Annotated in this window: 11 protein-coding genes; 6 read left to right on the top strand and 5 right to left on the bottom strand. The window is 38.7% G+C overall.

Going from position 1 to position 13,637, the window contains the following annotated elements:
- Window positions 1-16: 16 nt before the first annotated feature.
- Window positions 17-1,303 (top strand): glycosyltransferase, encoded by a 1,287-nt coding sequence (locus F6K40_RS03955; RefSeq protein WP_293131675.1) that lies wholly within the window; start codon window positions 17-19, stop codon window positions 1,301-1,303.
- Between the two features lie 618 nt (window positions 1,304-1,921).
- Here F6K40_RS03955 and F6K40_RS03950 read toward each other — a convergent pair.
- Window positions 1,922-3,331 carry a cytochrome P450 gene (locus F6K40_RS03950; protein WP_293131674.1) on the bottom strand — a complete coding sequence of 470 codons (1,410 nt, stop codon included), beginning with the start codon at window positions 3,329-3,331 and terminating at the stop codon, window positions 1,922-1,924.
- Between the two features lie 257 nt (window positions 3,332-3,588).
- Between F6K40_RS03950 and F6K40_RS03945 the strand changes: the two genes are divergently transcribed.
- Window positions 3,589-3,912 carry a hypothetical protein gene (locus F6K40_RS03945; RefSeq protein WP_293131673.1) on the top strand — a complete coding sequence of 108 codons (324 nt, stop codon included), beginning with the start codon at window positions 3,589-3,591 and terminating at the stop codon, window positions 3,910-3,912.
- Window positions 3,913-3,995: 83 nt separating this feature from the next.
- On the opposite strand, the gene F6K40_RS03940 is transcribed toward F6K40_RS03945, so the two are convergent.
- Window positions 3,996-5,132: a sulfotransferase family protein gene (locus F6K40_RS03940; RefSeq protein WP_293131671.1), complete on the bottom strand. Its 1,137-nt coding sequence runs from the start codon at window positions 5,130-5,132 to the stop codon at window positions 3,996-3,998.
- Between the two features lie 250 nt (window positions 5,133-5,382).
- Here F6K40_RS03940 and F6K40_RS03935 point away from each other — a divergent pair, with 250 nt between their 5' ends.
- From F6K40_RS03935 to F6K40_RS03925, 3 genes are all read left to right on the top strand, one after another.
- A complete protein-coding gene (locus tag F6K40_RS03935) occupies window positions 5,383-6,357 on the top strand; it encodes a sulfotransferase family protein (RefSeq protein WP_293131669.1) in 975 nt (324 codons plus the stop codon).
- A gap of 46 nt (window positions 6,358-6,403) precedes the next feature.
- Window positions 6,404-6,607 (top strand): hypothetical protein, encoded by a 204-nt coding sequence (locus tag F6K40_RS03930; RefSeq protein WP_293131667.1) that lies wholly within the window; start codon window positions 6,404-6,406, stop codon window positions 6,605-6,607.
- 317 nt (window positions 6,608-6,924) lie between these two features.
- Window positions 6,925-8,547 carry an SUMF1/EgtB/PvdO family nonheme iron enzyme gene (locus tag F6K40_RS03925; RefSeq protein WP_293131665.1) on the top strand — a complete coding sequence of 541 codons (1,623 nt, stop codon included), beginning with the start codon at window positions 6,925-6,927 and terminating at the stop codon, window positions 8,545-8,547.
- Window positions 8,548-8,852: 305 nt separating this feature from the next.
- Here the strand turns inward: F6K40_RS03925 and F6K40_RS03920 are convergent, their stop codons facing one another.
- Window positions 8,853-9,218 carry a clan AA aspartic protease gene (locus tag F6K40_RS03920; RefSeq protein WP_293131663.1) on the bottom strand — a complete coding sequence of 122 codons (366 nt, stop codon included), beginning with the start codon at window positions 9,216-9,218 and terminating at the stop codon, window positions 8,853-8,855.
- Window positions 9,215-9,487 carry a hypothetical protein gene (locus F6K40_RS03915; RefSeq protein WP_293131661.1) on the bottom strand — a complete coding sequence of 91 codons (273 nt, stop codon included), beginning with the start codon at window positions 9,485-9,487 and terminating at the stop codon, window positions 9,215-9,217. The genes F6K40_RS03920 and F6K40_RS03915 overlap by 4 nt, the downstream gene beginning before the upstream one ends.
- A 391-nt stretch (window positions 9,488-9,878) precedes the next feature.
- Here F6K40_RS03915 and F6K40_RS03910 point away from each other — a divergent pair, with 391 nt between their 5' ends.
- Complete coding sequence (locus tag F6K40_RS03910; RefSeq protein ID WP_293131659.1) at window positions 9,879-10,112, top strand: DUF433 domain-containing protein; 234 nt, start codon at window positions 9,879-9,881, stop codon at window positions 10,110-10,112.
- 1,259 nt (window positions 10,113-11,371) lie between these two features.
- On the opposite strand, the gene F6K40_RS03905 is transcribed toward F6K40_RS03910, so the two are convergent.
- On the bottom strand, window positions 11,372-12,976 hold the full coding sequence (locus F6K40_RS03905) for a nickel-dependent hydrogenase large subunit (RefSeq protein WP_293131657.1): 1,605 nt from the start codon (window positions 12,974-12,976) through the stop codon (window positions 11,372-11,374).
- Window positions 12,977-13,637 lie beyond the last annotated feature (661 nt).

Genomic DNA, 13,637 nt, shown 5'->3' with positions numbered 1-13,637 from the left:
TAGGAAAAAACTAATTATGACTCATTTTGGTGCTATCTGTCCTACACATTTTACAGGACATCTAAACACGATGCTACCTTTGGCACAAGAATTAAAAAGGCGCAGTCATCGTGTCACCTTTATTGGAATAGTTGGTTATGAAGCTAAGATACGAGCAGCAGGATTGGAATTTATTAGCTATGGCCAAGAAGAATTTCCCCAAGGGGCAATGACAGAATATTTGGATCATCTGAGTCAACTCAGCGGGATACCTGCTTTTCGCTATAGTGTAGTTGGGATTTTAAAAAAAGATGCAAATGCTTTGCTTCAGGAAACTCCACAACTTATCAAAGATGCTGGCATAGATGCTCTACTTATTGACTCAGCTTCAATAGGAGGGGTAGCGATCGCCGATTTTCTGAAAATTCCTTTTATTACTATTCATAGCATAGTGGTATCTCATCAAGAAAATAACATTCCTCCTCTTTTCACTAACTGGAAATATAACCCTGCCTGGTGGGCAAAACTGCGTAACAAATTTGAATACCGTAGATTTCAACCCTGGATCAAACCTTTGATAGAAGTGGTGAGTAAATATCGTGCTCAATGGAATTTACCTTTGCAACCCCAACCTGATACCCCTAATTATCAACTGGCTGAAATTAGTCAACAACCGGCTTTGTTAGAATTTCCCAGGGAAAATTTGCCTGAGTGGTTTCATTTTACAGGACCATATCATTATTCAGGTACTAGAGAACCTGTTCCCTTCCCTTGGGATAAATTGACAGGGAAACCTTTGATTTACGCTTCTCTGGGAAGCTTAGTAAATCGTTTTTTTGATGTCTTTTATAAAATTGCAGCAGCTTGTGAAGGGTTAGATGCTCAGTTAGTTATTTCTCTGGGAGGTTCGACAACTCTAGAATCTCTACCCAACTTACCCGGAAATCCCCTAGTTGTCAAATATGCACCCCAGTTAGAACTATTGCAAAAAGCTGCTCTCACTATTACTCATGCAGGTATGAACACAACTCTAGAATCTTTAAACAATGGAGTACCAATGGTTGCTATTCCTATTGCTTTCGATCAACCAGGAGTAGCAGCGCGAATAGCTTGGAGTGGAGTCGGGGAAATTATACCTCTCAAGCGTTTGACTGTACCTCGGTTACGAAGAGCAATTTCCAAAGTGCTAACACAACCGTCATATAAACAAAATGCTTTGAGATTACAGGAAGCAATTAATAGAGCAGGTGGAGTAACTCGTGCTGCTGATATTATTGAACGGGGAGTATCTACAGGGAAACCAGTCTTAACAGGAACTATATAACTAGGAAAAAATTTGCCATTACTTTCTAGGTATTCCTGAAATAGTAAGGACATCAAAACTATTAGACATAGGCGTGAAAATTAAAAATTAAATCAACTCTCATCCATAAATTATATAGAATCCGGGTAATTATATCATGTCCGGTTGAATAGTTATAAATAACGAGGGAGGAGTCAGGAGATAGGAGACAGGAGACAGGAGACAGGAGGGAAGAGGAGAAAATTTTGGGATATGAAGGAGGAGCAAGTTTTTTTATCACGCTCTTATCCGGACATGATATTAGTTATCGTATCGCGCACTTGAGTCAGGAGTCAGGAGGTAGGGACGTTGCTTGAGCATTAATGCGTTTTCCGTTCGGGAATGCTCCTATTCCATGTCGCTCCGCGTTAACGGAGTTGTGATGCAAGCTAAACGTCCGTACGGAGAAAAAAAAGATTTGAATAGCATAAAATTTTAAATTTCTATTCATGCTTAACATCTGTATTAAGATGAAGTAATTTTGCGATTACTGTATAACCAGATTTTATATTATCTATTCTTTCTTCCTGTTCCCTGATCCGTTTTTCCCTGTTCCCTCTTTTCTGGAGATGTCTATTGAGTAATTCCCAATTCAGTTAATCATAGAGTAGTAGCTAAGGAATTTTCACGACTATCACTGTCAATTTTAATAGGTTTTCGTTTTCCCTTAACTACCATTCTTACTCCATCTGAGGGAGCAATCAACAAACCGCGACGCACTGCTTTAACAGGCTTTTCGTCAGCTAATTTCAATTCCCAATTAGATAGTATCGTTGCCAATACCAGTTTCATCTCAAATAAAGCAAAAGCCATACCAATACACCGACGGTTACCCCCACCAAAAGGCATATATTCATAAGGAGAATATTGACGCTCTAGAAAACGTTCTGGTCTAAATTGCTTTGGTTGAGGATATAAATCTTCCCGATGATGAGTGAGATAAATACAAGGACTCAGAAAAATTCCTGGTTCAAACTGATAACCCATAATTTCTAGGGGTGACTTTACTTGTCGTTGCATTGCCAAGATTACTACCGGATAGATCCGTAGAGTTTCTTTGCAAACAGCATCCAAATAGGGCAACTTGAAAATTTCCATCGGATCGGGCGAATTTCCAAGTGCATCCAGTTCTTGCAGTAGTTTTTCCCGAACCTCTGGTTGACGGTGAATCCAGTAAAATGCCCATGCTAAAGTCGTTGCTGTAGTCTCGTGACCAGCAAGCAATAGAGTAATTAATTCATCCCTTAATTCCACATCAGTCATTGGTTGCCCCTCTTCATCTCGCGCTGCCATCATCAAAGACAAAATATCAGTGCGAGTCGGGTCAGGATTTTCGCGACGTTCGGCAATTTCAGCATAGATTAGTTTGTCAATATCTCGTTCGTTCTGCATTAGGCGTCCCCAAGGACTTAGAGGACCCCAATCTTTTTGTAGTGCACGAAAAACTAATAAAATTGACCTGAAAATAGATTTTTGTCCATCAAATCTAAGAGTGAGTAATCTGTCTATTTCTTGTAAGCGTTGCCCTTCCTCTAAACCGAATACAGCTTTCAAAATCACGTGAAAGGAGATTCTTTGAGTAGAGGAGCGAATGGGAAAAATTTTGTCTGTTGTCCATTGAGATGTTACTTGCTCAATAATTTCACGAATTAGCTCTCCGTAAGCTATCATCCGTTGACCGTGAAATGGTGGGATTAAAAGTTTCCGTTGTCTTTTGTGGCGATCGCCTGAAAGTGCTAGTAGAGAATGTTCTCCCAAAAAAGGCAATCTTGCACCATTTCCACCAGCATCTAATTTTTCTGGATCTGTGCTAAAAATCTCTTGAATTCCTTTGGGGTTACTAACGATTACCATTGACTGTTTGCTAGAACCTAGTAAATCAGGGAAGGTAAAAATATCACCATACTTTCTAGCACAGTTTTCTAGAAATTCTAAGGGATTGACAATTTGTTGCAGTTTATTTAGCAGTGATAGGTTTTGGGGACCATTTGGGAGTTTTGATGTTACCATTTATTTTTTTCTGAGTTTGACTAACACTAATATAGTATATGTATTTGTACTTAGCAACTGCAGTAAGTCATTAGACTTGTGGCTAAATAGAGGGAAAAATCGCTAAAACTCAGGCAGAGTAATAATTACAGGCATTTTAGGGTATTTGTGGCGATAATCCTTACATATCAAGAGTTTTGAGGATTTTTTAAGTTATAAAGCGACAAGTCTATTTTATAGAACCCATTTGGGATCTATTATTGGGAGGTGTGGGAGGTATGGGAGGTGTGGGAGGTGTGGGAGGTGTGGGAGGTGTGGGAGGTATGGGAGGTGTGGGAGGTGTGGGAGGTTTGGGAGGTTTGGGAGGTGTGGGAGGTGTGGGACTCAAAAAATGTAGGGTTGTAAATATTCTAGCTCAGACAATGAATGAGCAATGCTTACACAAGCGCTCCCCTACTCCCCCGCTCCCCTACTCCCCCGCTCCCCTACTCCCCTACTCTCCTACTGGACTGTTTCATCTTAAATGGTGCAATAGGCTTTTTTCTCCCTTACCAGCTTGTCTTCCTTGTCCTCCTTGTCTTCCTTGTCTTCCCACAACCTAAAATCTAATGCACAGTTTTAGCTGAAACATTCCACTACTCCCCTACTCCCTACTCCCTCTTTTCTAGAGATACACACTTGGCTTCTATATGTTATGACCTAGAGTACCAGGAATAATATAGTCTGGCGTTCTAATTTCTGGATGTTTTTCTAATAACCGATAAATTTTTTGATTTACTTCAATCATTTCTGACTCTGTAAGTTGATGTTTCCTTGTGCGCTCGCGGGACAAGTGTGAACCACCCTGAGAGTCTTGCTCAAATACCTTACAAGCATTAGTTACTTCAGAATTTGGCAAACCACAATATTCAAAAATTGAAGCAATCATCTGCTGTGGAGATTTGACTAAATCTTCGTAACGTAAGGCTAACATCGGCACACCTTTTTGATAAAGTTCTAAGTAGCGTTCCATGGCAGACAACCAAAGAATCGAATAAATGTCAACTGCATTTGGATCGCTGAAGTCTATAAAATCTGAATAACTTTTAATCAATGGAAAAAACCTACTGTAATAATCAAGGTTGTCTTCTAATCCTTGAATCAAAGGACGTACATCTTCGTGAGCGCGGATAAATGATGGTATTACATCTGCTGCACTTCTATACAAGAAAATTACTTTAGCATGAGGAAATAATTCGTACATTAGGTCAGCAATCTCAATACAAAAGCTTCTAGGTTTAATGACACACCATGAAGGTTTAATTTTAGGAGTAGGTTGACAAGTTAATCTAGTGCAAATGTTGAGAAGTTCTCTTATTTGAGTGTCTAAACTACCATCCGGAGTTCGCAAACCAACTAAATAGCAAAAAACATCTGGTTCTGATAGACTAAGAACATAATCTAACTGATTAAATACTTTACTAAGTAGAGTAGAACCACAACGTCCTACGGAATAGATAAGTATTAGATTCTGAGTGTAATTTCTTATACTCTTTGCTAAATCAAATAAATCTTGATAAGGTACAGCAATTAATCTCTCAGCATATTCAAACTGAGTATTGTAAACAAAAGGATAATCTGAAATTTCTACATCTAATGGAGTTTCTACAAAAATACCCTGTTGACTAGCAGGTTCTAGGCAATACAAACTAATATTTGGACTATTAATAATAATTTGTGAATCAATATTTTCTCCTTCTAAATACTGAAAATCTTCCAACTTTGCAAGTGCCCTTGGATTTGTTCTGGGTTTATTTTGAATGTTAAGAAATTTGGCAGTCATGGTAAATTTTAACTCTAATTACAAGTTGAGATATATTAGTTTAAATATCTCAACAAGTCAGGGGCAAGAATTAGAACATTGACAGTTGAATGCCCTAACCTATTTGCCTAGCGCTATAATATCATAAATGTTATTCTTATATTATATGTAGAGATCGATTATATTAAACTTATTTTATATAATCTTTTACTAATAGTATTGTAGAACAGATTGTGTTATAATAAAAACTTATATTACAATCATCAATAATATGCCATCTGAAGTAATGAATAAGTTTGTCGATAAACCATACCTAGATTTATGCTCAAAAATTGATTTCAACCCTATTTTTATCATGGGAGAACATCGTTCGGGAACTACTTTATTGTACCAAACCTTGGTTGCTACTGAGTGCTTTAATTGTGTTAGAGCCTATCACATTATTAAATATAATGAAATTCTCTCCAACTATATCAATCAAACTGAGAATCAGGTTCGCCAAGAATTGGAAGAACTATTCAAGTCTTTGGGTATAAGCGATCGAATGATAGATAATGTCGTCGCAACTCCAGATTCGCCAACAGAATATGGATTCATTTTAAGAAATGCTGGTTATCAGTCTCACCTGAACCCTGAAAATCTTTCTTTATTTATAGAATTATGCAGGAAAATTCAATTTATTTCCAACCCCAATAGACCACTTTTATTAAAAAATCCTTGGTGCTTTTCACACTTCAAGTATGTTAAAGATACTTTTCCCAAAGCTAAATTTATATTTATTCATAGACATCCTATTCATGTGATTAATTCAAAGTTGAAAGCTATTCGCCTTCTATTTTCTACTAAGAATTCCTATACTACTCTCATTTTTCAAGAGTATAGTAAAATATTAAACAACCCTTTAAAAAATTTGCTCTATCGGTTTTTATATTCTAATTACTTCGATATAGGATTACGCCGATTCACTAAATCTTCCGTTGAATCAACTACTTACTTCTTAGAGAATATTAATTCATTGCTGAAAACAGATTATATTTCTTTGGGATATGAAGAACTATGTCAATTTCCAGAGTCTACTATTTTCAAAATTTTAAACTTTCTAGGATTAGAAGCCAAAGCAGTCTTAGAATATGATAAGTTGATTGAAAAACGTCCTATTCAATTATTACCAGAGGTCTCAAGAAAGTATAGTGAAATATGCCAGAAGTTAGAACCATATTTGAACTATTATGGATATGATTCTTAAATTGGAATAAAATTCGACCAGGTTTTAAATTTACGAATAATTATATATGGCCACCAGATTAATTGAACTAATTGAACTAGAAGATGGTATTTTAGTTGAGGCAGAACTCCCAGAAGATAAAGCCCAAGCTATTTCTACTAATGGTATTAAAGGAGTTAAATCTACTTTTGCTAAAGCGAAACCTATATTAATTAGTATTAGTCGCCCTATTGCTGAAGCTTGGCAAGAAATTAATAGACATCTCCGATAATTACAAATCAAATCAATTATCGTGTATAAATTATCAATTATTTTCCCCTACTCCCTACTCCCTACTTCCTACCTTCCTCTTTTTCGGAGAGGTCGAATAAAGATATGGAAATTCAACAAGCTGAGGTCATTTGAGTTATCAGTTATCAGTTATCAGTACCTCTTGGAATAGGGAGGCTTGAAACACTGAATTTTCTTTTTTATCCCCTTTAAAGGGAAGGCTTTAGACCTGATTTTCTGGTAATCTTTATATTACTAAAGCAAAGGTTGGTAGGAATTTAAAGGTTAAGTTTGTTCTGAAACCTAAAAAGTTAGAGAATGGGTAATTTAGAAGAATCTATTGTTTTAATTACCAGTGCTAGTGACAACTCTCGCAAAGCGGATGTTATTGGTACTGGGTTTGCTTTTTATCAACAGGATAATTATACTTATTTGCTAACTTGCGCTCATGTTGTTGAGGATGTAGGTGGTAAGGAAAATGTATTGGTAAATAATATTCCGGCAAAAGTTTTAGCAATAGGAGATGTTAAGGGTTTTGATTTGGCAGTGTTGGGAGTTGAAAAGCTAAATGTGCCACTTTTCCAGCTAATAAGTTTATCTGAAACAAAAAATCGAAAGTTTCAGACAGCAGGTCATTTTCTCTATGGTGAAGAGAAAAAAATCTTGCTGGAAACTGTTGGTGGAACTTTAGGGAAAAAGCGCCTCGCTCGTCAAAATGATGAGAGGGTGGCAGTTTGGAATTTGTTGGTTGATGAAGGCGATGTAGCTGCCGCTAGGCTCCGCCAACGCCTTCGTAAAGGTTATAGTGGCGCACCTGTAGTTGACTTGGAAACTGGTTATGTGTTGGGTGTAGCTACGAATATGGAGAAAGATGGAACGGAGGGGTTAGCTATTTCGGTAGAAGCTTTGAAGAAAATTTGGTCTGGAATGCCTCCTGCTGTTTCTCAACAAATTATACGAGAATCATTAGAAACTTCTGATAATTTATCTGTTGAAGAAGTTATAGCACTAAAACAATTAGACATTCCTAATAATTCACCTGCTCAAGAAATTACACAACCATTTGATGTAATAAAAGTAAACAGCAAAGGTGAAGAAATTGAGCGTCGTTCCCATGAAGCAGTATTTTTTACTGAAGATTTGGGTAATGGTGTGAGATTAGAAATGGTTTATATTCCTGGGGGTACTTTTATTATGGGTTCGCCAGAAAATGAAGAGGGAAGATATGGCAATGAAAGTGAAAGTCCTCAACATGAAGTTACTCTGGAAGCTTTTTATATGAGTAAATATCCTATTACTCAAAACCAATATCAAGCCATTAGACTTCTCCAGAAAAGATTTTCAAACCTTTATCCTCCCGTTGCGAAATTAGAGTTTTTGGAGAGGTTTATTATAAGAAAAAATCCCTCTCACTTTAAAGGGGGAAACCGCCCAGTAGAATGTGTGTCATGGTACGATGCTGTAGAATTTTGTCAAAAGCTATCTCAGAAAACTGGGAAAAGATATAAATTACCGAGTGAGAGTCAGTGGGAATATGCTTGTCGCGCTGGTACAACTACACCATTTTATTTTGGAGAAACTATAACGTCTGAGTTAGTTAACTATAATGGTAACTTTACTTACGGCAACGCGCCTAAAGGAAAATATCCAGGGGAGACAAGCGATGTAGGAAGCTTTCCTCCTAATGCCTTTGGTTTATACGATATGCACGGCAATGTTTGGGAATGGTGTTTAGATATTTGGCATAATAACTACGAAGACGCCCCTACTGATGGTAGTGCTTGGGAAAGTGAGAGAGAGAGTAATATAAGATTGCTCCGTGGCGGTAGCTGGAACGACATTTCTAGGTATTGCCGTTGTGCTGGGCGTAACTATAACTTTGCGGGCAACCTCAACTACTATTGGGGTTTTCGTGTCGTCTTGCCTGTCTCTCGTTCCTAGGATTCTTCCCCTTTGCTCTTTTCCCCTTTTTCTCTTTGCTCTTTTTTTCTCTTTCCTTTGAGTCCCGCGTTAGCGCGTCGAAATTTTTTTTAGATTCCCTTACTGTCATTTGGTTAAAGAAACTAACAGGACTTACGCAAAACCGCCATATCTAGTAAGGGCGAATGGCATTCGCCCCTACAAATGGTGTGTAATTCCATATTTTGCGTAAGTCCTGACTAAGAGACATTTTCAGAAAAGAGAGAGGTAGGGAGTCAGGGGAAATAATTGAGTTTACGTCACATAAGATTCTATCTTCTTCTTTTTCATAAGTCTTCAATAGTTACCAACCCACCTTCAGTAAACTGAATTACCAGTTCAGATTCTTCTAACATCGCCGTTCCCAATAAAGGTCTTCTCCCACTTCCCAAAACTCGAACTGTTCTTTCTTCTCCATTCCAGAGAATAATTGCTTCATAAATTGGTAACAGAACTTCTGTATTATCAGCTAAATTGGCACGGGTAGCCAACTTGAAAGGTAAATCTAACAAGGCAACAACTTCACTTGGTAAGCATAGTTGACCTGTAAATCCAGTATCAACCACAAACTGAATGGAAAAATCAGGATGATTAGGGAGACGGAATGTTATTGATACTGTAGGACGTCCATTATTGACAATACCAGAAATCATTCGCTAACTCTCTCCATAGTACCACCAAAAGAGACAGCCACATTATATCCAATACGAATGCCGAATAATCTAGCTAGGTGATTTTTCTCATAGAGATAGTTTGCTGCTTCTAAAGGATCTTTACTAACAGAGTAATCCCCCGTTCCAATATCAATAACCACCATTTTGCCTATATTTTCTGGTGTTTCAACAATAGCGCGGATGCTATCTTGATAAAGCTGTTCGGCAATTTTCCCAACTTCTTCATAACTTAATAAGAGTGTTTCCATCAATATTAGGCTCCAAAAAAAGGATTGTTTATATATCAGGACTTACGTAGAACCACTATATATAGTAGGGGGCGAATGCCATTCGCCCCTACATAAGGTGTATGATTTCGTATTTTGCGTAAGTCCTGTATATTATAGCAGAAGTTAAGAACAAACTAGCTAATTCATATCAAATCTGGTTTATTGGTAAAATTCAATATTGTCAGGGTTTGGAGACCAAACCCCTACCAAACTAACAATAAAAGATAAATGAGCGATCGCCAACTCCTAGAAAGAATCATTATAGTGAAGAATAAACTAGCTATCTCATATCAAATCTGGTTTATTGGTAAAATTCAATATTGTCAGGGTTTGGAGACCAAACCCCTACCAAACTAACAATAAAAGATAAATGAGCGATCGCCAACTTCTAGAAAGAATCACTATCAACCCAAAAATCTGTCACGGTAAACCCTGCTTCCAGGGATTGTGCTATCCAGTAGAATTTATACTAGAATTGCTGAGTAGTGGCATGACTATAGAGGAAATTCTTGAAGACTATGATGATTTAGAAAGAGAGGATATCCTCGCTGCTTTACAGTTTGCTACTCGCTTAGGCTTTATAGATAAGGGATTTGCTACTTAATAAAGTAGCAATTTTAGTTTAGAAAAAAGCCAGTGACTGTCCGAAACGAGGCGGTGATATTAAACTTAACCTCAATCAGAAATAGTTAAGGCAGCCGTAGGCGTTTGCGATAGCATTCCGTAAGGAAAGCCTTCTCGCAAAGTAGCAATCCCTATTCTATTACAGCGCTTTTCATTTGAGTAAACCACAAAGTAGGGACGTTTTTGCTGGCGCAAAGCGAGCTAACGCTACGCGACATGAAACTTATAGCGACATGAAACGCATTTTTGTTATGCAACGTCCCTACGGGGGAATAATTTTTTTATGTGGTTCATTAACCTGAAAACTGCTGTAATTAGCTGGTAGTCTATTTTTGGGGTAGTCCCTAAATAGAACATTAATCATAGATAAAAAAGGACTTAAACCTTTACCTGTCAAGGCTTTCAGTCATTTAACTATTGGCCAACAAATGAATAGAACATCAATCAAGGAAATAAAAAGGTTGAAACCTTTACAGATAAAGGCTTTTAGCTTAATTGCTATTATCCAATAAATAAATAGAATATCAATCTATAGTTACACTTCGTTAATGCACCGCAAATCTAGGATGTTTCGGTGGGTTACGCTGACGCTTTTCATGTTGGCGACAGACGTTTTCGCTCGTGACATAAAAAGCGTCAGCTCTGCGTTAGCAAAACGAACCCTACTGCGGAAACTGCTGTAACTATTGTCCAATAAATAAATAGACATCTCCAGAAAAGAGGGAACAGGGAACAGAGAACAGGGAACCCACCCCTAACCCCTCCCAGGAGGGGAAATAATTGATGATTTATAGATAATAATTGATTTTAATGAGTGATTTTTGGAGATGTCTAATAGAACATCAATCATAGATAAAAAAAGGCTTAAATCTTTACCTGTCAAGGCTTTCAGCTATTTAACTATTGGCCAATAAATGAATAGAACATCAATCATAGATAAAAAAAGGCTAAAAGCTTTACCTGTAAAGGTTTTCAGCCATTTAACTATTGGCCAATAAATGAATAGAATATCAACCTATAGTTACACTTCGTTAATGCACGGCAAATCTAGGATGTTTCGGTGGGTTACGCTGACGCTTTTCATGTTGGCGACAGACGTTTTCGCTCGCGACATAAAAAGCGGAACCTCTGCGTTAGCAAAACCCACCCTACTACTGTAAAAAAGCTAGGGACGCTCGCATTTTTGTTATGCAACGTCCCTTTTTAGCTGACTGCTGATAGCTGACTGCTGACTGCTAATTACGAAGTCCGAAACCGCGCTAACTCTTCCCCAGTCTTCGCATCGTGAGCGTGAACAGTACACACCAAACAAGAATCAAAAGACCGAGCAACATGACCGACTTCCACCGGGTCATTCACATCAGCAATAGGAATACCTACTAACGCCTCCTCAATAGGTCCGCGCACACCTTCACCATCGCGGGGTCCGACATTCCAAGTAGTCGGCGCAATAACCTGATAATTCTTAATCTTACCCCCTTCTATTTCCACCCAATGACAGAGGGAACCACGACTAGCATTAGTGGCACCCCAACCGCGACCGTCTTTTTCTTCAGGCTTAATATACCAAGGATCGCGCAATTGAAACTCCCGCAAACAACGTTCTGTTTCTCGGTACAATTTAGTTAATTCGTGCATTCTGGCAAACACGCGCAAATGTGCGTTCGGTCCGCCCATTTTCTTAAACATATCCAAAACTAAACCGTCTTTGTACTGCCAACTTTCCCCATGATCGCCACCTGCTATCAATTCCCGCGCCAAAGCACCAACTTCCATCCGACCTAAATCTTGGTGAGATACAGCAGTTGACCAAGAATAAGCACCATCAAAGTCAATATCATTATTAGCAATAGGTACAGTAGTCCGGTCAAAAGGATGTATATCCCCATCACCCTCGTTGTACCAAGCGTGGGAAGTATTCTCCCGCGTAAAAGTATGCTCCATCAATTGATGAATATCTGTAGTGCTATCGTAGACACCACTTTTCATAATCATCGCAGCATTCCGACCTTCAATAGTCGGGCGTTGATATTTGTCTTCGTGAGGCAAATATCCCCAACTCATATATTTACCAACACCCGCACCAATTTTATCCAAACCAATATTCAGACCCATGCGCCAATAGAAACCAAGGTCGGAACTAGCGTGATTAGGACTTTCATCCAACCATGCCATGAAATCTTCATAAGTTTGAATTTGTTCAAACCTCTCAATAGAACAACCCAACCATATCGGTTCTAACCAGTTAGTGCGGAAATATTCCAACATTGCCCAGGCGCGGGTAACATCGGTGAGAGTGGGAGCGCACATAACGCCACCGGGAACCATGAAACTAGAGTGAGGCCATTGACCCCCGAATAGAGCATATATTTCTACGGGTTTTGCAGAAACGGTAATACCTGGTTCGTAGGAAGTACCTGTGAATGCTGTGAAACGCTTGCAAGCTTCTTCGTAGAAAGGACTATTTTGGTATTTTTTGTTTGTTAAGTCGATCGCGTATAACCCGTAAAAGAAGCGCGGATGACTTTGGAGTGTTTCCACAAGTTGACCGAGGTTACGAGCAAGGATAGCGTTACGAGGTACTTCTGTTTGCCAAGCTGTATCTAACGCCCAGGATGCACAGGTGAGGTGAGAAGCACCGCAAATTCCACAAATTCTGGGAGTGACAATGAGACCAGCTTTAGGGTCTTTACCTTTGAGGATGACTTCAAAACCCCGAAACATTTGAGCTTGAGTCCAAGCGTTGGTTACATATCCGTCTTGAATGTCAACTCTTACATCTAGGTCGCCTTCAACGCGCCCCACGGGAGAAATGTCTAATGTTTGTACTTTAGTTTGAACCATTTTTTCAGTTATCAGTTATTAGTTATTCAGTTTCTGTAGGGTGCGTTACGCTGACGCTAACGCACCATCATCCAGTAACGTAACGCTAAAAATCTAAAATACTGCCTAGCGAAGGATTGTTTAATCCCTTTTATAGTCTAGATTTTTGCCGTAAATACGCACCCTACAAATTTTAAAATTGTAGGTTGGGTTAAGCGGCAGCACAACCCAACACCCAATATTGAAGTAGCTAGTCCGGTAGGGTGTGTTACCGCCAGCGTAACGCACCATCATCTAGTAACGTAACGCTAAAAATCTAAAATGATGCCCTGCGAAGGATTGTTTAATCCCTTTCATAGTCTAGATTTTTGCCGTAAATAGGCACCCTACAAATTTTAAAACTGTAGGTTGGGTTAAGCGGCAGCGCAACCCAACACCCAATATTGAAGTAGCTAGTCCGGTAGGGTGTGTTACCGCCAGCGTAACGCACCATCATCTAGTAACGTAACGCTAAAAATCTAAAATGATGCCCTGCGAAGGATTGTTTAATCCCTTTCATAGTCTAGATTTTTGCCGTAAATACGCACCCTACAAATTTTAAAACTGTAGGTTGGGTTAAGCGGCAGCGCAACCCAACACCCAATATTGAAGTAGCTAGTCCGGTAGGGTGTGTTACCGCCAG

It is taken from the genome of Okeania sp. SIO3I5, assembly GCF_010672085.1.
Classification (GTDB): domain Bacteria; phylum Cyanobacteriota; class Cyanobacteriia; order Cyanobacteriales; family Microcoleaceae; genus Trichodesmium.
This window is presented reverse-complemented; position numbering and strand designations above follow the sequence as displayed.